At 60.9% G+C, this 19879-nt stretch carries 17 protein-coding genes and 2 pseudogenes; 7 read left to right on the top strand and 12 right to left on the bottom strand.

All coding sequences use genetic code 11. The annotated features are described in order from the left end of the window. Nucleotides 1-10: 10 nt before the first annotated feature. The 5 genes and pseudogenes from NKI70_RS30145 to NKI70_RS30165 form a co-directional block, all read right to left on the bottom strand. On the bottom strand, nt 11-460 hold the full coding sequence (locus tag NKI70_RS30145) for a CoA-binding protein (protein ID WP_031212498.1): 450 nt from the start codon (nt 458-460) through the stop codon (nt 11-13). A gap of 5 nt (nt 461-465) precedes the next feature. Beyond that, nucleotides 466-837 carry a 2Fe-2S iron-sulfur cluster-binding protein gene (locus NKI70_RS30150; RefSeq protein WP_352622471.1) on the bottom strand — a complete coding sequence of 124 codons (372 nt, stop codon included), beginning with the start codon at nt 835-837 and terminating at the stop codon, nt 466-468. Next, complete coding sequence (locus NKI70_RS30155) at nt 834-2189, bottom strand: selenium-binding family protein (RefSeq protein WP_352725918.1); 1356 nt, start codon at nt 2187-2189, stop codon at nt 834-836. Before NKI70_RS30155 ends, NKI70_RS30150 begins: the two co-directional genes overlap by 4 nt. A gap of 815 nt (nt 2190-3004) precedes the next feature. Beyond that, nucleotides 3005-3301 (bottom strand): DUF718 domain-containing protein, encoded by a 297-nt coding sequence (locus tag NKI70_RS30160; RefSeq protein WP_352725920.1) that lies wholly within the window; start codon nt 3299-3301, stop codon nt 3005-3007. Nucleotides 3302-3378: 77 nt separating this feature from the next. After that, nucleotides 3379-3624 (bottom strand): annotated as a pseudogene (locus tag NKI70_RS30165) (SAM-dependent methyltransferase); the annotation flags it as partial. A 161-nt stretch (nt 3625-3785) separates the two neighbouring features. Here NKI70_RS30165 and NKI70_RS30170 point away from each other — a divergent pair. Further along, nucleotides 3786-5456 carry an FAD-dependent oxidoreductase gene (locus NKI70_RS30170; protein ID WP_352725922.1) on the top strand — a complete coding sequence of 557 codons (1671 nt, stop codon included), beginning with the start codon at nt 3786-3788 and terminating at the stop codon, nt 5454-5456. A gap of 55 nt (nt 5457-5511) precedes the next feature. On the opposite strand, the pseudogene NKI70_RS30175 reads toward NKI70_RS30170, so the two are convergent. The 5 genes and pseudogenes from NKI70_RS30175 to NKI70_RS30195 form a co-directional block, all read right to left on the bottom strand. Beyond that, nucleotides 5512-5763 (bottom strand): annotated as a pseudogene (locus NKI70_RS30175) (glutathione S-transferase family protein); the annotation flags it as partial. A 538-nt stretch (nt 5764-6301) separates the two neighbouring features. Beyond that, a complete protein-coding gene (locus tag NKI70_RS30180) occupies nt 6302-7501 on the bottom strand; it encodes a mandelate racemase/muconate lactonizing enzyme family protein (RefSeq protein WP_352458389.1) in 1200 nt (399 codons plus the stop codon). A 17-nt stretch (nt 7502-7518) separates the two neighbouring features. After that, nucleotides 7519-8880, bottom strand: coding sequence for a mandelate racemase/muconate lactonizing enzyme family protein (locus NKI70_RS30185; protein WP_352725925.1), 1362 nt, complete (start codon nt 8878-8880; stop codon nt 7519-7521). A gap of 56 nt (nt 8881-8936) precedes the next feature. Further along, nucleotides 8937-10103 (bottom strand): mandelate racemase/muconate lactonizing enzyme family protein, encoded by a 1167-nt coding sequence (locus NKI70_RS30190; RefSeq protein ID WP_352449172.1) that lies wholly within the window; start codon nt 10101-10103, stop codon nt 8937-8939. A gap of 54 nt (nt 10104-10157) precedes the next feature. Continuing rightward, nucleotides 10158-10868, bottom strand: coding sequence for a GntR family transcriptional regulator (locus NKI70_RS30195; protein WP_352725927.1), 711 nt, complete (start codon nt 10866-10868; stop codon nt 10158-10160). 208 nt (nt 10869-11076) lie between these two features. On the opposite strand from NKI70_RS30195, the gene NKI70_RS30200 reads away from it, so the two are divergent. The 6 genes from NKI70_RS30200 (at nt 11077) to NKI70_RS30225 (ending at nt 17557) form a co-directional block, all read left to right on the top strand. After that, on the top strand, nt 11077-12555 hold the full coding sequence (locus tag NKI70_RS30200) for an ABC transporter substrate-binding protein (RefSeq protein WP_352693453.1): 1479 nt from the start codon (nt 11077-11079) through the stop codon (nt 12553-12555). A gap of 78 nt (nt 12556-12633) precedes the next feature. Further along, the gene (locus NKI70_RS30205; protein WP_352725929.1) at nt 12634-13593 is read left to right on the top strand and encodes a carbohydrate ABC transporter permease; all 960 of its coding nucleotides are present in this window, start codon (nt 12634-12636) and stop codon (nt 13591-13593) included. Further along, complete coding sequence (locus tag NKI70_RS30210) at nt 13590-14480, top strand: carbohydrate ABC transporter permease (RefSeq protein ID WP_023679256.1); 891 nt, start codon at nt 13590-13592, stop codon at nt 14478-14480. Before NKI70_RS30205 ends, NKI70_RS30210 begins: the two co-directional genes overlap by 4 nt. Nucleotides 14481-14490: 10 nt before the next feature. After that, nucleotides 14491-15588: an ABC transporter ATP-binding protein gene (locus NKI70_RS30215; RefSeq protein ID WP_352569977.1), complete on the top strand. Its 1098-nt coding sequence runs from the start codon at nt 14491-14493 to the stop codon at nt 15586-15588. Nucleotides 15589-15621: 33 nt separating this feature from the next. After that, nucleotides 15622-16785, top strand: coding sequence for a mandelate racemase/muconate lactonizing enzyme family protein (locus NKI70_RS30220; RefSeq protein WP_352569976.1), 1164 nt, complete (start codon nt 15622-15624; stop codon nt 16783-16785). Between the two features lie 22 nt (nt 16786-16807). Continuing rightward, nucleotides 16808-17557 (top strand): ribonuclease activity regulator RraA, encoded by a 750-nt coding sequence (locus NKI70_RS30225; RefSeq protein ID WP_352569974.1) that lies wholly within the window; start codon nt 16808-16810, stop codon nt 17555-17557. Here the strand turns inward: NKI70_RS30225 and NKI70_RS30230 are convergent, their stop codons facing one another. Then, complete coding sequence (locus tag NKI70_RS30230) at nt 17558-18379, bottom strand: alpha/beta hydrolase (RefSeq protein WP_352569973.1); 822 nt, start codon at nt 18377-18379, stop codon at nt 17558-17560. It abuts the gene before it with no gap. Nucleotides 18380-18387: 8 nt separating this feature from the next. Further along, nucleotides 18388-19875 carry an NAD-dependent succinate-semialdehyde dehydrogenase gene (locus NKI70_RS30235; protein WP_352725932.1) on the bottom strand — a complete coding sequence of 496 codons (1488 nt, stop codon included), beginning with the start codon at nt 19873-19875 and terminating at the stop codon, nt 18388-18390. Between the last annotated feature and the right edge of the window lie 4 nt (nt 19876-19879).

The following is a 19879-nucleotide window of genomic DNA, read 5'->3' on the forward strand; positions in this document are numbered from 1 at the left end:
GCCCCTGCAGTCATATTCCCAAGTGCAGCTTTGGCTTCCAGAAGGGGCGGAACAACTCAATCTTGGGACAGCGGTTCATCACCACTTTCAAGCCCGCTTCCTCCGCCAACTGGGCGGCAGCGTCATCGCGCACCCCAATCTGACCCCACAGAACCTTGGCATTGATTGCGATGGCCTCCTGTGCAACTTCCAACAGATCTTCGGAGCGGCGAAAAACCTCAACCATATCCACAGGCCGGTCGATGGCCGCTAGTGACGCGTACACCTTAAGCCCTCGAATCTCATCCAGACCGGGACTGGGGTTGACCGGGATCATGTCATAGCCGATTTCGTGCAGCACCCTGAGTACCCCATAGGAAAATTTAGTTTTATCGGGGCTGGCCCCAACCATCGCGATGGTTTTGACCGATTTCAGAATGTCTTGCAGATAAGCCTCCGAATAGGGCTCATCATGATTCATATGGGTCATTTCTTTGCTTCCAACGGGGTCGCAATATCGGCTTTCAATTCGTGAGCGGCCAAGGGGTCAAGGAAGGGGTTGCGATAGAGCTTGTCGTGGCTCTCAACGCCGACTTCCAGCGTGCAGTCGCTCATAGGGCGGGCAACGCAGAGGATTATATAGCCATTGGTGATCTGGCGGTTGTTCAGCGCCCGCTGCGCTTTTTGATTGACTTTGCCGCTGATTATTTTGGCCGCACAGGTTATGCAGCCGCCATACTTGCACCCATACGGCAGGTCCACGCCCTGCTCGCGCAAGCTTTGCAAGAGGGGCTTCCGGCGATCGACGTCAAAGGCCGCACCGCCTTGATTGACGAGAGTGATGGTGAAGTTGGTCATACCCAGATGTCACTCGTGCAATCACCGCCGGGATAACGGGTTTCGTGGCAGCGGCTTGGTCCATTTGGTTCCTTGCCAAAATCGACGACAAATCGCGGATCAATTTCCATGCCGCCGTTTTCCGTATCGCAATTGACCATCAGCATGCATCCGCCATTGGTGCGGATTTCCGGATAGAACTGATTGTCCCAGGTCGAGAAGAGCGAGGTCGTCACATAAAGGCGCTTGCCGTCGAGGCTGAGCTGTATCATCTGCGGCCCGCCAGTCACTTTCACGCCATTGACCTCAGGCGCACGTCCGAGAAGTCCGCCCATCCACACTTGTCCGGTAAGCTTGGCGTTGTGGGGGTCCGAGATATCATACTGACGGATGTCGCCATGCAACCAGTTGCACAGATAGAGGTATCGATCGTCCATGCTGAGCAGTATGACTGAGATAACGCCCGGTATTGGTATCGGCCATTCGGGATGCGGCTCATTTTCGACATCCACGATTTTTTCCCATTGCCAGTCACCCGCTGGATCCTTCCACCAGTGGATAATGTTTGCGGAAAGGGCCGCGCCAACAAAGCCGTGACTGCTGTCGGGATTATGATGGAATCGCACTTCCAGCGGGATCAAGCCATCTTCACCGAGATAGAATGTTTGCTTTGGTTCCTTCTTCTCAAAATCCCAGAAATGGATCTCTCGGCCATACTTCAGGTGGCCCACCTCCTCCAGGTCGAAACCAGGCATGAAAGTGTTAGGCGCGGCCCACTCCGAGCTGACCATTACGTTGTGTCGCGGCTGGTACCAGAAATCATAACCAAACTTGATCCTGCCCATGGAGTTTTCCCAACGGCCGACAATCTCGAACTCCTTGTTGAGTTGCAAATAACCGCCTGGCGCGTTGCCTTGAGCGTCGCCAAGCATTGAGATGATGATCTCCGAACCAAGGCAATGCACTGTGTGCGGTGCCGACAGGTTGGTTCTGGCTTTGATTTCAGCGCCGTCTATCACCTTGAACAGTGTCGGGCTGCGCGGATCGGTACCGCAATCGACAATATGCAGATTTGACGAGCGCACACCCGGCACGATCAGATATTTCCGCTCCATGCTCGCATCGCCATGGCACGACGAACAGGCATTCCAGCCCGAGTGATGAAGCTCATCGCCAATACCCGGCATTTGCAAACGCGAAATCACCTGGCTGTAGGTCGAACTCTCCGGGTCGACATCAATGGTGCACAGATAGTCCGGCTTCTGAATGCCCGTGCCGGTGTAGATGGCAATCGTATAGAGCAGCTTTTCGCGAGGTGCCGTCATCGCCTCGGCTGGAGAAGCATAGCCCGGTCCACAGCAATGATTGGTCATGGGTACTTCCCTTTGAACAGATCACTGGCCAGCCCCAAAGGGGCAAGCTGGAATGTTAGTGCATGCTTGGCATTGGCGCTATGGCCGGGGTGGCTTGTGACGTGCGCACGCGACGTACAACTTGGCGACAGAGCCCCCGTGGGACCACCCAACGCCAGCTTCTTATCCCGAGGGAACGTTGGCGGAGTGATCGGAGAGCAGTGCCTGGACCAAGCCCAAGTGAAAGCCCCCGGCTTCTTTCCACGGTTTCAAGACAGTATTCCAGCGGTCGGGAACGTCTGGGTTGGGTCAGTTCGAGACTTCGAACCCCGGATTGGATGTCTGCATTCTCGCGCGTTCTTACCGCAATAGATCGGACCGCTTCCGGCCATTACCTGATCCTCAATCGCAATCGCGCATGGTCATCCTATCAGGTTGAGCTACCATCGGCGCAATGCGTGTGGGGTCTGAGCGGGTGTGCAAAATGAGAGCAAGTCTCCTTGCAATCGCTACCTCGACGCTGCTGAGCGAACCCAGCACTGCGTGCACGATGCCTGGTTCTTTGAGTGCGGAGGAACGAGCACTCGCCGACAGTGTCTTCGTCGGACCGTTGTCCGCTTGGATCATCCGAAGCAGAGAAAAACCGTAGCGCGCGGTGAATCCTCACGCAGCGGGCTGAGGCCACCCAAGCCTCCGGCTCAGCCGCTACAGCCCGTCAGACGCCCGACCAATTCCGGCACGAACCTCTGTCGCTTGGCTACATCCGCCAAAACCTGCTCTGCCTTTTTGGTTGATCGCCTGGGAGTTCGGCCGGCCTTCGGTAACTCGAGCCTGCCTCAGCTTACCTCAGCAACGACTGTCCCCGAGACCGGGTCGGTAAGGCCGAGGTCGCCGCCGAGGTCTTCGAGCATATCGCGGAACGTGTCGAGAATGCCGATCATCGACGGCCGCGCGGCGGCGAGGCTGTCCATGTCCTGCCACTCGCCGACAAAGCAGAATGTGGGCTCGCCAGTCTTGATCAGGGCGCCCTTGCGAAAGCCTGTCGCGTTGAGCGCGATAGTCTTGTGCGCTTCGACGAAGGCCTTTTCTATGCTTGGCTTTGTGCGAAAGCGGACTACATTGTAGGCGGTCATAGCTTCCTCCGATCGATTGGAGCAGCAACCTTTTTGAGCAGCAATCTTCCTGCGGCAGCCATCCTACTACGGGGGGCCTCCAGCACCATGTTGGACGGCGTCTCCGCGGTGCGGCGGAAGCGGTGAAGCCACCGCTGGTGACGACCTCCCTCAGCCTTGCCTCTCCGGCCTGGGCGCCAGCCCCGGAGCCCGACATCCTGCGCCAGCGACGCGGGCGTGCACACAAAGGCGGAGGCGGCATAATAGGCGCGCCCGACGGGGTTAACAGCCAGATGATCGTGCGCGAACCGCTCGACGATCATCCACGTGCCGTCCGGCTTGAGCGAGCTACGAGCATGCGTGGCATGGCGTCGAGGCTGCCGATCTCCCCCACAACAACGGTACAACAACGGGGAGGTTGCGCTCTCTGCCAAAACGCGGCTCCGCCTCGCTTTTTTATTGATCACGACAAAAAAACAACGCTAACTGGCTCCCGCGAGGGGCCATGCTGACAAGTGATGAAGTGGGAGCGATCCCGTTGTTTTCGGGTTTGCCGGCGGCAGAGCTGGAGCGGCTGGCGCGGACAGCGGCCGATCTTCACCTCAGCCCCGGAGAGTTCGCGATTCACGAGGGTGGAGAGGCCGCGCTGTTTGCGGTTCTCGCCGGCAAGATCGAAGTCCTAAAGACCTTCGACGGCATCGAGCGAACGCTGGGTTGGCGTCTGCCGGGAACGATCTTCGGCGAGGTGCCGATTGCGCTTGGCTCGGGTTTTCCCGGTGGCTATCGCGCCGCCGAATCTTCCCGCGTCATGCGCATCGAGGTTCAGCAGTATTATTCCATCGCCGCGGTTTTAAAGGACGTGGCCCAAAAGGTCAGCGCGCTTGCCCGCGAGCGGATGGGCGGGCTGCAAAGCGTCACTGCCGAGCCGCAGAGGCCGCGCGTCACATTGGTCGGCCATCGCTGGGACACGGCGTGCGGCGAACTGCGCCGGTTTCTGGCCCGCAACCAGATTTCGTTCACCTGGCTGTTGCCCGACACGTCGGATGCCGAGGCTTTCTGGTCTGCCCTCGGCAGGCCGGCTCTCGATGGTCCCGTTGCCCGGCTGGCGGACGGGGAGATTATCGAAGCACCCGCCGTGCGCGATCTTGCCATTCGCCTCGGGCTGCAGACGCGCCCGCGCGGCGCCGAGTACGACGTCGCGATCATCGGCGGCGGACCGGCCGGTCTTGCGGCTGCGGTCTATGGCGCCTCCGAGGGGCTGCGCACCATCGTCGTCGAACGCGAGGCGCCCGGCGGGCAGGCGGGAACATCCTCGCGCATCGAGAACTATCTCGGCTTTCCAAGCGGCATTTCCGGCGACGAGCTTGCCAGCCGCGCGCTGCAGCAGGCAAAGCGGCTCGGCGCCGAAATCCTGGTCACCCGTTCGGTCGCCGGCATCGACCCGACGACGCACGAGGTGGTGCTCGACGGCACCGATGTCGTGCGCGCCCGCAGCCTCATCCTGGCAACCGGCGTCGCCTGGCGCCGTCTTGCCATCGACGGGTTCGACCGGTTGATCGGCAAAGGCGTTTATTATGGCGCCGCGCGCAGCGAGGCGAGCAGCACGCATGGGCAGGATGTCTACCTGATCGGCGCCGGCAATTCGGCCGGCCAGGCGGCGATGCATTTTTCCGGCCATGCGCGCAGCGTGACGCTGCTGGTGCGCGGCCCCTCGCTTGCCGACAGCATGTCCCACTATCTGATCGAGCAGCTCAGGGCGAAATCCAACGTAAAGGTCCAGCTTCGCTCCGAAGTCCAGGCCGTGCACGGCGAGACGCACCTGACGGCGATCGACATTCTCGACAAGACCGGCAACGAGGTGAGCCGGCACGAATGCGGCGGGCTGTTCGTGTTCATCGGCGCCAACGCCGAGACCGAGTGGCTGCCGGCCGACGTAGCGCGCGATGCACGCGGTTATGTGCTGACCGGCGACGACGTGAAGAAGGCCGGGCTCTGGTCGCATGGCCGCGACCCCTACCTGCTCGAGACCAGCGCGCCCGGCATCTTCGCCTGCGGCGACGTACGCCTGAGCCCGGTCAAACGCGTTGCCTCGGCGGTCGGCGAGGGCAGCATGGCCATCGCCTTCGTCCACCAGTATCTGGCCAATGAAGAGAAAGTAGACCGCAACCAAAGCTAGAGGGTCAAGTAACCAGAATGTCATCAGCCGGTCGATGCGGCGTGAAAACCGCCAATTAAGCATCGAAAGCACGCTTGAAGGCTGGCCGCACTTCGCCGCGGGCTACATAAGCGGAGAGGTTCGGATATTCGTCCAGTATACCCGATCCGTTCAACCTGCGCAGCACCGCCACCATCAGAAGGTCACCGGCGCTGAACGCACCATCGAGCCAGTCGGCATTGCCCAGGCGATCGGAAAGTTCGCCCAGCCGGCCACGGATGCGATCCTCGACCATGGGCAGGCGCTGCTTATGCCAGGTCTCGTCGCGGGTCGTCAGCGGAAGGGCAGTTTTCTGACTAGGTCGTTCGAGAACCGGACCGTCTGCTTCCGGCCCAGAAACAGACCTTTGCCGAGCGGCGATCAGCTTGGCGCGATAACCTTACCCCTCCTTCGCTTTTCCGCGGCAGACATCGGCCTGCGCGAGGTGGGGCGTTCGCTTGGGGGCGACTCCGGCGACGGCAAGTTTTGTTTCGTTCCGTCAAAGGGGGTTTGCTGGTGTGGATCTTGTTTTGGGAGTCGCCTGTTGGCGCAGATGAGCCTACTTAGGCCGCTCCCGTGCGCGACCACTTTCCGCCCGATCGAGACGTAGAGCGCTCCCACGCGGTATAGTCCGAGCCGATGCGCCCGTCGGCTCGGTCGTGCCATTTCAAGACCCCCGCTGCTTTTCCAGAGCGGACTTTCGTCTATCGGAAGGAGTCGGGCGGATTCTCCCATAGCCGACAATCTGCTTCCGGCCCCGAAACGATCATTCCGGATGACAGGTTGCGTGAAGCGGTCCGCATGGTGCAGGGTGGCGCAAGCATGGTTCAGTCGAAGAAGCCTGCATCCTCTTCCCGGAGATACTTCCTGCCTGCTTCGGCGTCGATATCGAGGCCCAGCCCCGGCGCTTGCAGCAGGTCCACCATGCTGTCCTTCACGATCTGCGACGGCAGGCCGATTACGAGGTCCTCCCACCAGGGGTCGGAGGCGCTCGGGTATTCGAAGGCAATGAAGTTGGCGGGCAGGGTGGCGCAGACATTGATCAGCGCGCCGAGGCCGAGAAGCCCGTTCGCGGTGCCGTGCGGTGCCATCAGGATCGAGTGCATACAGGCGTGCTCGGCGACCCATTTGAGCTCGGCAATGCCGCCAATATCGGCCGGATCGGGGCCGATGACGCGCACCGCCTGCGTTTCGATCAGCTCCTTGAAATTGTGCCGCAGGTATATCTGCTCGCCGGTATGAATTGGCGTCGAGGTTGAGGTGGTCAGTTCCCGATAGGCCTGCGGATTGACCCACGGCACATAGTCGCCGGTCAGCATGTCCTCGAGCCACATCAAATTGTACTTCTCGACCGCGCGAGCGAACTTGATCGCATCGGGCAGCATCCAGCCCGGGCCGCAGTCGAGCGCCAGGCTGACCTTGTCGCCCAGCACTTCCTTCATCGCGATCACGCAGTCGAGCATGTGGTTGAAACCGCGCTCGCTGATGACGCCCTGATCCATGGCACCGTGGTAGCCGGCCTTATTCTGCTTCACGCCGTAATGGAAGTCCTCGATGGTGTCCTTCATGTTGGAGTGGAACGAGATCCCTTGCTTGATCATGAAGAAATTCTGCGGCTGCTCCATCATCCATTTCACGTCAGCGGCGTAATCCTCCGGCCGGTCCCCCGTTCGCTTCTGGCGGATCGAGCCGTTATAGACGCGCACCTTGTCGCGCACCTTGCCGCCGAGCAGTTTGTAGGCCGGCACGCCTGCGGCCTTACCGGCTATGTCCCACAGCGCATGCTCGATAGCGCTTACCGCCGCGCCATAGGGCTTGAAAGAGCCGCGTTGGCGGATCTTCAGCATCACCCGCTCGACGTCGGTCGGGTCCTCGCCGATCAGCGCCTCACGGAAATGCAGCACCCAAGGCTTGAGATAGGTCTTGGTGAACTCGACTTCGCCAAGGCCATAGAGGCCCTCGTCGGTAACGATGCGGACGATGGGATGTTTGCCGATGACGGCGCAGCGGAGATCGGTGATCTTCATCTTCGGTTCTTTTCGCCTCAGCTCCAGATACGGTCCCAGGAATACTCGTTGTCCCAGTGATCCGTGGGCTGCCAGATGCCGGTGACACCCGACTGCAGATGCTGCGAGATCACCTCGTCGACGACGTCGTCAATCCCCAGGCCAGGTTTGTCCGGAACAGTGATAAAGCCGTCGTTCACGAGCGGATTGGGAACGCCGGTGACGATATCGTCCCACCAGTCGACATCGGCAGAGTGGTATTCGAGCGCCATGAAGTTTTCGGTCGCTGTCGCGACATGTGCCGCGGCCATTGCGGCGATCGGACTTTCGGCCATATGGATGGCCATTGCGACGCCGTGGTCCTGGGCCATGTCGCCGATCTTCTTGGTCTCGAGGATGCCCCCGCTGGTGAGCAGGTCCGGGTGGATAATGGAGAGGGCGCCGCTCTTGAGCAGAGGCTCGAAGCCTTCCTTAAGGTAGATGTCCTCGCCGGTGCAGATCGGCACCGTAGTGGCGGCCTGCAGTTGCCGGAACTGCTCGGTGTACTGCCATGGGATCACATCCTCGAGCCAGGCCGGCACGTATTTTTCAATCCGCCTGGCGAGCCGAATGCCGTTCTGCAGCGAGATGTGGCCGACATGGTCAATGGCGAGCGGAATATCCATGCCGATAACATCGCGGACCTCGGCAATATACTGTTCAAGCAGGTCGAGGCCCTTGTCGGAAAAGTGGAGGCCGGTAAACGGATGGGGGACGTTATGCAAATCGTAAGCGGCATTGCGGGCGCGCCGCTCGTCCATGGTCTTGACCGGGCCGCGGCCGGGATGGATGCGGTACCCTTCAAGTGAACCGGCAGGGGAGACGACCGCACCGGGTACATCCGCGATCTGCATCAGCCCCAGATCCATCTTGAGGAAGGTGAAGCCGAGCGCCATGCGCTGCTTGAGGCGCTTGCCGGTCTCGGTGCCGCTCGGCACGGTAGCGTCGGTGTCGCAATAGACGCGCACCTTCTCCCGAAACCGGCCGCCGAGCATCTGGTAGATGGGAACGCCATAGGCCTTGCCGGCGAGATCCCACAACGCGATCTCGACCGCCGAGACGCCGCCGCCTTGCCGGCCGTGGCCACCGAACTGCTTGATCCGGCGAAACAGGCGGTCGATGTCGCAAGGGTTCTCGCCAAGCAGCCGGCTCTTCAGCATCAGCGCGTAGGTGGCACTGGCGCCGTCGCGCACCTCGCCAAGCCCGACGATGCCCTGGTTGGTGTAAATCTTGAGCAGGGTTGAGGTGAACGGCGCGCCGACGATTTCGGCTACCCGCATGTCGGTGATGCGAAGCTGGGATGGCTTGGAGTTCGCGTTCACCCGATTGAGCGCTTCGTCGGCGCCACCTGTCTTTGCCATGACTTATCCTCGTTTTCGGCTTGTCGTCCCGCACCCTGGCCCGGCATACAGTGTTGCTAGCCCAGCTCAATCTCGTGGGCCTGCAGGTAGTCGCGGTCCATCTCAATACCGAGACCAGGCTTCGACGTCAGCTTGAGGCTGCCGTTCGAAATGTCGAGTGGTCTGTCGATCAGGTGATCGTATTTGCCCAGGTTCCACTCCGATGTTTCGAGTTTGTAGAAATTGGGAACGGTCATCATCACCTGCGCTCCCGCAACCACGTTGATCGGTCCCGCGGCGTCATGTGGCGAGACCGGCACGTAGTAGGCTTCGCACAGCGCAGAAATCTTCTTGAGTTCGGTAATGCCGCCGGTCCAGGTAACGTCGGGCATGATGTAGTCGGCGAGCCTGTTCTCGAGTACCGGCACGAAATCCCACTTCGTGTGGCCGCGCTCGCCCCACGAGATGGCGGTATTGACCTTCTCACGTACCTGCTTGAGGGCGTTAAGGCTCTCGGGCGGGCAGGGCTCCTCAAACCAGTCGATCTGGCCGGCCTCCTCGAGGCTCCGACAGAGGCGAATGGCGGTGGGGACGTCGAAGCGGCCGTGCGCATCGATGAGAATGTCGACATCGGGTCCTGCCGTTTCGCGGATCAGAGCCGTGAGTTCGGCGGCTTCGCGCTCGTCCTTGCGGGTCATGCTGCCATCGAGGTAGCCGTCTCGCTGTTCGCGGGGCAGGCCATCGGCGCTGCGGCCCTGGTGGGGGTAGGGATCGAACTTGAGCGCAGTGTGTCCGGACTCGACAATGTCAAGAATTTCGCGGACCACAGCCTCCTTGCTGGTGAATTTGGCCTGGTTGGGATGGGTGTAGAGCGCGATTTCATCGCGTACCGGCCCGCCAAGCAGCTCGTAAATCGGCTTGCCGAGGACTTTGCCCCGGATGTCCCAGAGGGCAATATCGATGGCGCTCACGCATTCGACGGCGGCGCCGCGGCTTCCCATGTAGGTGAAGCTGCGGAAGATCTTGTGCCAGAGATGCTCGATACGCGCCGGATCCTCGCCTGTCACGGCGACGCCGATCTGTCGCAGGATCGTGCAGAGAGCGCGGTTGGCGAGCCTTGTCGTGGTGGTGATCTCTCCCCAGCCACTCACTCCCTCGTCGGTCGTCACTTCGACGAACAGGAACTCTCCCCAGTAGGAAGCATCGGACTTGATCAGCCACGGCCGAATGCTCGTGATTTTCATCTCACCTACCTTTGCCTGAAAATGGTCAGCTAACGATGTTCTGGACTGGACATTCTATCCGGCCCGAGTGGCGTTGCGCGCTCGCATCTGTTCGAGAATATGCCGGCCCGAACCCTCGACATGGCGGGAAACGAGTTCGGCCGCCTTGTCGGCCTCTCCCGCCTTCACAAGCGCGATGAGTTCGCGGTGCTCGCGCATGATCGCGGCACGTCGCGCCAGCGTGAAATTGAAACGACGGCTCACGGCTCGCAGCACTTCGCGATGCTTCCACCAAAGCTCGGCTGCGTGGCGGTTGTAGTGCCGCTGGTACATCACGGTGTGGAAAGCGGTATCCAGCTCACTATGCCTGAATGTGTCGGCGAAATTGTTCTCTTCGATCAGGCCTTGGAGACGTTCGAGTTCGGCGATGTCCTCGCCGGTAGCCATATTCACAAACCATCGTGTCAGGGCTGGCTCGATCAGAACACCGATCTCGTAGATATCTCGGACAAAATCTTGATCAATGGGTCGGACGCGCGCCCCGCGGTTGGCGACAAAGGTGACAAACCCTTCGCCGCGCAACAACTGCAGGGCCTCGCGCACAGGATTGGTCGAAGTGCCGTGACGCCGGGCGAGATCGGTGACGACAAGCCGTTCGTTGGCGGCGAGCCGTCCCTCGATGATATCTTCCCTGATCAATTCATAAAGCGAGGCGCCCTCGCTGGAGGCCCCGATGGGATCGGTCCCCACCGGTGGCATCGCTTTGAAATCGCTTATTTCGGCCAAGGCCGGCTCCCCAATTTAATACATACCTTGCCCGATATCACACACGGCTTGCGCAAACAATGTACGATTCTGCGCGTTGACAGGCAATCCATGATCTGAAAACGTACCAAGCGATCGGGAGGATACACTGAGCTGAAAGAAGCATCCTCGCGATCGAAACGAGCAAGGACCGCTTTAGGGCGGCATGGGAGAACCAGGGAGGATACCTATGACGAGAATTGCGCTCGGCAGTGCCGTCCTGCGCGGCACTGTCGCCACTGCTTTGATGGCATCCCTGACGTCTACATCGGCGCTGGGTGCACCGCCGGTCGACCTGAGCAAGTGGTCGCCGGAATATGTGCGCTCGATTGCGGGCACACAGGATTTTGACACGGCGGCCGATTGCGCCAAGGTCACACCGCTCGACTACAAGGGGCGACTGACTTTCTGGTATCAGGGCGTGTTCGAGGGCGACCCGGACCTCCTGCGCCAGTACTACAAGGAATTCTTCGAGACCTTCCGCAAAACATATCCGAACATCCAGCTCGAGGAACAAGCCCTCACCTATAACGACCTTCTCGACAAGTTCCGCACCGCGCTCCTGGGCAATGCCGCGCCGATGGCGGTCCGCCTGCAAATCCTGGGTGGTACCGAGTTCGCCTCAAAGGGCTATCTGCAGCCGCTCAAGCCAGAGGACGTGGGGTATTCGACCGAGGATTTCTGGCCCGGCGCCATGAAGGCAGTGACCTGGGAGGGCGTGACCTACGGCATTCCGACCAACAATGAGACGATGGCGTTCATCTGGAATGCCGACATCTTCAAGCGTGCGGGCCTCGATCCAGACAAGGCTCCGGCAACCTGGGACGACGTCGTCAAATATTCCAAGCAGATCCACGACAAGCTTGGCATTGCCGGCTACGGCCTCGTGGCTCGCAAGAATGCCGGCAATACGCCGTACCGCTTCATGCCACAGCTATGGGCCTATGGCGGCGGCGTCTTCGACGAAGCGACGGCAAACCCGACCTATGAGCAGGTCCAGCTCGATAGCCCGCAGAGCAAGGCAGCGCTGCAAGCCTCGTACGACATGTATGTTCGCGACAAGTCGGTTCCGGTTTCGGCACTCACCAACCAGCAGGCCGATAACCAGCCCCTGTTCGTCGCCGGCCAGCTCGGCATGATGATCTCGCACCCGTCCGATTACAACGTCATGCTCGACCTGCAGAAAAAGGCGACGGGCACCGACAAGGACAAGGCGCAGACGGTCATCGACAACATGCGCTACGGCCTGATCCCGACTGGTCCCGACGGCAAGCGCGCCGTCGTGTTCGGCGGCTCGAACATTCACATCCTGAAGCCCGAATATGTCGAGGGCGGCAAGGTAGACGAGCCGGCTGCGAAAGCTATCATCTGCATGTGGACGAGCCCTGAATGGTCGCTGAAGATGGCCTACGCCGGATCAAATCCGGGCAACCTCAACGGCTTCAAGACCAAGTGGATGAAGGAACGTCTGGACAACATCAAGTTCCTCGATGTCACGACCTCGATGCTGCCATACGGCATCCCGTTCCCAGCACTGCCGCAGGCCCCCGAGATCATGAACATCATCATCCCGGACATGCTGCAGAATGCCCTGACCGGAGCGATGACCGTCGACGAGGCAGCGGACGACGCGGCCAAGAAGGTAAAAGACCTGATGGGCGGACTCTAGTCCAAGCCTGACCTACGATCTGACCGGCTGCGCCGCTGGCGCAGCCGCCTCGTTCCGAAGAATAAGGGCACGCCACAAGTGACGATCGTGACCGGCAAGGCCGAGGCTCGCCGAAGAGTGCAACCCGGTTGGTCCGGCGCGCTACGGAAGATCTGGGAGCATCGCGCGGACTACGCGTACGTGCTCCCAGCGATCGCCGTGATGCTCATCGTCATCGCCTATCCGATCTACTACACGGTCGAGCTGTCGTTCTTTAAGACACCGCCTGGCCTGCAACTCCGCGACAAGACCTTCATCGGCTTCGACAACTACACGACCATCCTCACCAGTCAGGTGTTCTGGAAAGTCACCTGGAACACACTGATCTGGACTCTGGGGTCAACTTTCATCTCCTTTGTCCTGGGGTTTGCCACAGCGCTGGCGCTCCACCGCGATTTCATCGGCCGTGGTGTCCTGCGCGCCGTCCTGATCATCCCTTGGGTCATCAGCGCCGTCGCCGCCTCCTACATCTGGAAGTGGATCTACCATTCGGACTTCGGGATCATCGGCGCGGTGCTGGTCGGCCTCGGATTGGCCGCCCAGCCGCCGAATTTCATCGACAATGTCAGCACGGTGCTGCCCTCCCTGATCGTCGTCAATATCTGGCGCGAGTTTCCGTTTGCCATGATCATGATGATGGCCGGCCTGCAGACAGTCCCCGACCAATTGCTGCGCGCCGCAAAAGTCGACGGTGCCAATGCGTGGCAGCGCTTTTGGCACGTCACCTTCCCGCACTTGCGCAACGTCTCAGTGGTGACGATGCTGCTGCTCGCGGTAGCCAACTTCAATTCCTTCATCATCCCCTGGATCATGACCGGCGGCGGGCCGTCGAATGCATCGCATATCTGGATAACCCACATTTATGAGCTCGCCTTCGGACGGCAACGCTGGGGCGTGGCATCGGCTTATTCGGTGCTCCTGTTCCTCACGCTGATGACGCTGGGCTACTTCTACGTCCGTGCGTTAAGCGGCAACGAGCGGAAAGAGGGGAGCGCATGAGCACGATTGCCGAGACAGCCCCTCGAGCCCAGACCCGTCGCCGCATGCGCGTCGACGGATGGCGGTGGGCCGGGCGCATATTCCTCGTGTTCATGCTGCTTTATACCGCGTTGCCGATGATCTGGATGCTGATCACCTCGATCAAGTCCGGATTCGCGGCGACGCAATTCCCGCCGCAATGGTGGCCGGACGAACCTACCCTCGCCAGCTATCAGAAACTGCTCGATCCGCAGAACAGCGTCGGCCAGGACTTCCTCCGCTTCTTCTGGAACAGCCTTTTCGTGTCGACCGTCACGACAATCCTTTCGGTGATCGTGGCTGTCCCAGCGGCCTACGCGTTTTCGCGCTTCAGTTTCCCCGGCCGGAATTTCCTGTTCTTTGCCGTGCTGCTGCGCAATATGTTCCCGGCGGTGATCTTTCTCGTGCCACTCTTCATCCTGATGCGCGCGATCGGTCTGATAAACACGCATGGCTCACTGATACTCACCTATCTCACCTTTGGCCTGCCGCTGGCGATCTGGCTGCTCAAGGGCTTTTACGACAATATCCCGGTGCAGCTTGAGCAGGCGGCGCGCATCGATGGCGCAACACGGTTCCAGGCCTTCATCATGATCGTGATGCCGCTCTCGACGCCGGGGATCATCGCCACCGCAATCTATTCCTTCATTGGCGCGTGGAACGAGTACATCTACGCCTACACCTTCCTCTCCAAGAACGAGCAGTTGACCCTGCCGGTCGGCATCCAACGCTTCTTCTCGGAAAATACGACGGACTTTCCGGGCCTGATGGCGGCCAGCTTCATGATGAGTGTGCCCGTCGTGGTGCTGTTCCTGGTCCTGCAACGATACTTCGTACGCGCCCTTACAGAAGGCGCGGTCAAGCACTAGGGAGTTGCCGATGGCCCACGTGGTCCTCCAAGATCTCGTCAAGAGCTATGGCAGCTTCAAAGCTGTCAACCACGTTTCGCTGACGGTCAATGACGGCGAGTTCGTTGCGCTCGTCGGCCCTTCAGGCTGCGGCAAGACAACCACGCTCAATCTCGTCGCTGGGCTGACCCCGATCACATCGGGCGACATCATCATCGGCGAGCGCGTGGTCAACGACCTCGACCCCAAGGACCGGGACATCGCAATGGTGTTCCAGAACTACGCGCTCTACCCGCAGAAATCGGTCTACAAGAACCTGGCGTTCCCGCTTCAGATGCGCAAACTCCCCAGGGACGAGATCGACAAGAAGGTCAAGGAAGCGGCGCGAGTGCTCGACATGACGCACCTGCTCGAGCGCAAGCCGCGCGAACTTTCGGGCGGGCAGCAGCAGCGTGTGGCTCTTGGCCGTGCCCTCGTTCGCGACCCCGCAGTGTTCCTCATGGACGAGCCACTGTCCAACCTCGATGCCAAACTGCGCGTGCAGATGCGGTCGGAGATCAAGCGTTTCCACCAGGACCTCAAGGCGACGATCATCTATGTGACGCACGACCAGCTCGAAGCCGTGACCATGGCTGACAAGATGGCGGTGATGAATGGCGGCTACCTGCAGCAATACGATTCACCGGCGCAGGTCTTTGCCCATCCGGTGAACATGTTCGTGGCCAGCTTCATCGGCAGCCCGGCGATGAGCCTTATTCCGCTGCAGGCCTCGACGGCAAACGGCAACACGGTGTTGACCGGCGCCGAGGGCTGGCGCCTTGAGCTCTCACCGCGCAATGCCCAGAAGGTGGCGAAAGCGACGACCCGGAAAGTCGTGCTCGGCGCACGTCACTCGACGATCAAGCTCCACAAGAGTGCGGTGCCAGGCAGCGTCCCGGCCAAAGCCTATACGGTGGAGCCGACCGGCGACGTCACCTTCGTTCAGGCGTTCCTGTCCGGCGCCATCGTCAACGTCAGCGTGCCGCCGAACATTGCCGTCGCGCCCGACGAGCAGATCTGGCTCGAGTTCGACCAGGAGCGGATGCATCTGTTCGATGGCGAAACTGAAATGGCCCTCAAGGCCAACTGAGATAGGGCGAATGCGCGTGAAACGTGGGCGTGGATGACTGAGAAGCTTAAGATCACCGCCATCAAGCCCTATCCGGTGTGGGTAGGAACGCGCAACCAGATGCTCGTCAAGGTCGAGACCGACCAGGGCATCTTCGGCTGGGGCGAGAGCGGCTTGAGCGGTCGCGAGAGGGCCGTGGCCGGCGCGGTCGAGCACTATCGCGAGTTTCTCATCGGCCGCGACCCGATGCAGATCGGGCGGATCTGGCAGGAGGTTTACCGCAGCCAGTACTTCGAAGGCGGGCGAGTCCTTCAGGCGGCGATTTCCGCCATCGACATCGCCCTTCACGACGTCAAGGGCAAGGCGCTGGGCGTGCCGGTCTACGAGCTGCTGGGCGGCAAGCAGCGCGACCGCGTTCCCACCTTTGCCTCGACCGGCGACGAGGCCGAGGGCGACGTTGCCATCGAACGCGCCCGCGAACTTCGCGCGCAGGGGTGGCAGGCGATCCGCTTCTTCCCCTTCGGGCAAAACAGCAAGGACATCTTCGAGCCGCGCGAGTCCATCGGCGCTACCGCGAGTATGCTGAACAAGGCGCGCGAGGCGCTGGGCAGCGACGTGGTCCTCGGCCTCGACTATCATCATCGGCTGTCGGTGGCAGAGGCGGCGAGCTTCTGCAACAAGCTCGGTCGCGGCGTGCTTGATTTCCTCGAGGAGCCGATACGGGCCGAAACGCCGGAGGCCTATGAATCGCTGCGCACGATGACCGACATCCCCTTTGCCATCGGCGAGGAATTTGCCAGCAAGTGGCAGTTCCTGCCCTACATTGAGCGCGGCATCCATCAGTTCAACCGGATCGATGTTTGCAATGTCGGCGGGCTCACCGAGGCGATGAAAATCGCTGGCTGGAGCGAGGCGCACTATGTGGACTTGATGCCGCACAATCCGCTTGGCCCAGTGTGCACGGCCGCGACCGTGCATCTCGCTGCCGCGGTACCCAACTTCGCGTGGCTCGAGACCAGGGCGCCCGAAACAAAGCTGGGCTTCGACAATTCCGACTTCTTCCCCGTGCAACCACGGCTCGACGGGACCGATTACCCGGTCGGCGATCTGCCGGGACTCGGCGTCGAGGTCAACGAAGTTGCGGTCCAGGCGCAGAGTTTGCGTTTCTGGGAAGCGCCTCACCTTAAGCGCCGCGATGGTTCTGTTACGAACTGGTAGTTCCATTCAATCGGAGTCCACAATGACGCATACTTCCGACATCATGCGGCCGCCTAAAGACCTGATCGACGCGCTAAGGGAGATCGGCGCCGCGACGGTAGCCGGCACGCTTGGCCACATGGGCTTCCGCAATCCGCACATGGTTGGTCCGGTGGCGCAAAACCACGGGAAGTCGATCGTCGGGCCGGCGTTGACGCTGCAGTTCCTGCCGCAGCGGCCTGACCTCTTCACCGAAGGAGAATATGCCGATCCGGAGACGCAGCTGCACCGACACGTGCTCTATCACGCGCAGGAGGGCGATGTGGTCGTGGTCGACGCGCGCGGCGATATGAGCTCGGGCGTCTTCGGCGATATGATGTCGACGTATTTCAAGGGCAGGGGCGGGGCGGGTATCGTCATCGATGGGTGCATGCGCGACCGGCCCAATGTCGAAAAGCTCGACCTGCCCCTATGGCTGCGCGGCTGGACGCCAAACTATCATGTGCAAACCAGCATCTATCCCAATGCCGTCAACGTTCCGATTGCCTGCGGCGGTGTCACGGTGATCCCCGGCGACATCATCGTCGCCGACGACGACGGGGTGGTGGTGCTTCCCGTCGCAATGGCCCCGAAGGTGATCGAAGAATCACAAAAGCATCACGATTGGGAGGAGTTCTCGCGAGCGAAGCTCATGGAGGGCGGCCCGTTGCAACGCTACTATCCGCTGCATGACGATGCCCGCGGGGAGTACGAGGAGTGGCGCAAAACAAACCGCCTGGAGAACCCGAGTTAGTCAGCGGGCCTTGGCGATCAGTTCTGTAAGGCAATCAGCAGCGTCCGTCCCTGGCACGCCAAGATCTCTGACACTGTCCATGTGGTTGCGGTTCGTGAGCACAAGCGATGTTACCAACGATCCCTGCCGCAGCAAGCCCGCTATGAATCGATCGGCTTGCTGATGGAAGGGTGGCGTCTCATTGGCTCCGACCAGAACCGCCGCCCTGGTTTGAGGATCATGCCGACAGGCGAGCGGCGTAAACATGGCGACTTCCTCGTCGGTGATTCCAATCTCGTCGGCGAGAAAGGAATCCTGGAGCGGTTTCAAATCGTAGAGCCCGCTCAGCAGAAGGGCTGCCCTCACATTCGAGGGGGTATGCTCGCCGTCGAACAGAAACGTTGCAAGATGGGCTCCAGCCGAATGACCACTGACGGTCAGGGCCGCCGGGCTTCCGCCATGATCGGCGATGTTGGCCAGGACCCAGTGCTTGGCCCGGCGCACCTGGTCGACGATCCTCGCCATTCGGACCTTGGGCATCAGAGCATAATCAAGGATGACGGCAATGGCCCCGGCCTGGGTAATCGTCGTCGCCATATATGAATAGTCGCGCTTGGAGAACGTTCTCCAGTAGCCGCCATGGACAAAGATGTGCACCGGAAGCGCCGTTCTTTTGCCCGCGGGAAAGAACAGGTCCATGGTCTCGGTCGGATCCGGTCCGTAGGCCACGTCAGCGGTCATCGCAATGGTGGCGCGGGCGACCTCGCTGCGATCAACGAAGTCCTGCACGATTTCGTCAAAATCCGCGACGTGGTCGCGGATGCGAAAGGGATCGCCTTGCATTCTTCTGCTCACATGCTGATGGCGAGGTATTTCGCCTCCATGAATTCCGCAATGCCGTGATGCTGCCCTCCCTCGCGGCCGAGCCCGCTCTGCTTGACGCCGCCGAAGGGGGCTGCCGGATCGGACATCAGCCCGCGGTTGAGAGCAATCATTCCGGCCTCGATCCGGGAGGCCACCCGCATGCCGCGCGCCAGATCGCGCGTGTAGATGTAGGCAGCAAGCCCATATTCGGTGTCATTGGCGCGCGCGATGACCTCGGCCTCCGTTTCGAAGCTGGAGATTGGCGCCACCGGCCCGAATATCTCCTCATGCGCCATCTTTGCGTCGCCCGGCACGTCGCGAAGCACTGTCGGAGGGTAGAAGAAACCACGTCCGGACAGGACTGAGCCGCCGCACAAGACCCGCGCGCCGCGTGTGACCGCGTCGACGACAAGGCGGTCTATCTTCTCGATCGCCTTTTTCGTGATCATAGGCCCGCATTCCGTGTCCGGGTCGGTGCCGGCGCCGACCTTGAGCGACGACATCCGCTTCTCGAGGCCCTCGCAGAAGGCTTCGTAGATGCCAGATTGGACGTAGAGGCGGTTTGCGGCCGTGCAGGCCTCGCCGGCGTTGCGCATCTTGGCCACCATTGCGCCATCGAGCGCCGCTTCGAGATCGGCGTCGTCGAACACAATGAACGGTGCGTTGCCGCCGAGTTCCATGGAACACGAGATCACATGCCTGGCAGCCTCTGCCAGCAGAGCGCGACCCACACCCGTCGAACCGGTGAAGGAGAGTTTGCGCACCCGCGGATCGGCCAGCATGGCGGCTGTCAAAGGCCCGGGACTGGAGGTTGTCAGGACGTTGACCACCCCTGGTGGAACGCCTGCGTCCTGGTAGAGCGCGGCCAGCGCATAGGCGGTGAGGGGTGTCTCACTGGCTGGCTTCAGGATCACCGTGCATCCAGCGGCAAGTGCCGGCGCGATCTTGCGCGTCGCCATCGCGGCAGGAAAATTCCAGGGCGTGATCAGGATGCATATGCCGATCGGTTCGTAGTCGACCACAATGCGATTGGTGCCGGAAGGCGCAGTACCGAATTCACCGGTAATGCGAACGGCCTCCTCGGCATTCCAACGGAAAAATTCCGCGGCATAAGCGATCTCGCCGCGGGCATCCCGCAGGGCCTTGCCGTTTTCCAGTGCGATGAGAGTAGCCAGTGCCTCCGATCGTTCCGTCATCAGCTCAAAGCAGCGTCTGAGGACCTCGGAACGCTTTCGCGGCGACGTTGTCCGCCAGCCATGGGCTGCTTTGGCAGCGGCGTCAACGGCGGCGGCCGCGTCCTCCAAGGTCGCATCGGGTACGGCAGCGATGATGGCTTCCGTCGACGGATCAATGACCGGAATTACCCTGCCATCCGCGGACTGCCGCCATTGGCCGCCAATATACAGCCGGTGCGAAATTGTGTGGAAGTCGCTGACGCCCTGATCATCCGACAGAACCTGTGAAAACGTGTTCATCTCG

The organism is Mesorhizobium sp. M0500 (assembly GCF_040321165.1).
In the GTDB taxonomy this organism is placed as follows: domain Bacteria; phylum Pseudomonadota; class Alphaproteobacteria; order Rhizobiales; family Rhizobiaceae; genus Mesorhizobium.

Excerpts from the sequence above, each read along its gene's own strand:
- NKI70_RS30145 (WP_031212498.1), bottom strand. The coding sequence starts at position 460 with ATGAATCATGATGAGCCCTATTCGGAGGCTTATCTGCAAGACATTCTG.
- NKI70_RS30150 (WP_352622471.1), bottom strand. The coding sequence starts at position 837 with ATGACCAACTTCACCATCACTCTCGTCAATCAAGGCGGTGCGGCCTTT.
- NKI70_RS30155 (WP_352725918.1), bottom strand. The coding sequence starts at position 2,189 with ATGACCAATCATTGCTGTGGACCGGGCTATGCTTCTCCAGCCGAGGCG.
- NKI70_RS30160 (WP_352725920.1), bottom strand. The coding sequence starts at position 3,301 with ATGACCGCCTACAATGTAGTCCGCTTTCGCACAAAGCCAAGCATAGAA.
- NKI70_RS30170 (WP_352725922.1), top strand. The coding sequence starts at position 3,786 with ATGCTGACAAGTGATGAAGTGGGAGCGATCCCGTTGTTTTCGGGTTTG.
- NKI70_RS30180 (WP_352458389.1), bottom strand. The coding sequence starts at position 7,501 with ATGAAGATCACCGATCTCCGCTGCGCCGTCATCGGCAAACATCCCATC.
- NKI70_RS30185 (WP_352725925.1), bottom strand. The coding sequence starts at position 8,880 with ATGGCAAAGACAGGTGGCGCCGACGAAGCGCTCAATCGGGTGAACGCG.
- NKI70_RS30190 (WP_352449172.1), bottom strand. The coding sequence starts at position 10,103 with ATGAAAATCACGAGCATTCGGCCGTGGCTGATCAAGTCCGATGCTTCC.
- NKI70_RS30200 (WP_352693453.1), top strand. The coding sequence starts at position 11,077 with ATGACGAGAATTGCGCTCGGCAGTGCCGTCCTGCGCGGCACTGTCGCC.
- NKI70_RS30210 (WP_023679256.1), top strand. The coding sequence starts at position 13,590 with ATGAGCACGATTGCCGAGACAGCCCCTCGAGCCCAGACCCGTCGCCGC.
- NKI70_RS30215 (WP_352569977.1), top strand. The coding sequence starts at position 14,491 with ATGGCCCACGTGGTCCTCCAAGATCTCGTCAAGAGCTATGGCAGCTTC.
- NKI70_RS30220 (WP_352569976.1), top strand. The coding sequence starts at position 15,622 with ATGACTGAGAAGCTTAAGATCACCGCCATCAAGCCCTATCCGGTGTGG.
- NKI70_RS30225 (WP_352569974.1), top strand. The coding sequence starts at position 16,808 with ATGACGCATACTTCCGACATCATGCGGCCGCCTAAAGACCTGATCGAC.
- NKI70_RS30230 (WP_352569973.1), bottom strand. The coding sequence starts at position 18,379 with ATGCAAGGCGATCCCTTTCGCATCCGCGACCACGTCGCGGATTTTGAC.
- NKI70_RS30235 (WP_352725932.1), bottom strand. The coding sequence starts at position 19,875 with ATGAACACGTTTTCACAGGTTCTGTCGGATGATCAGGGCGTCAGCGAC.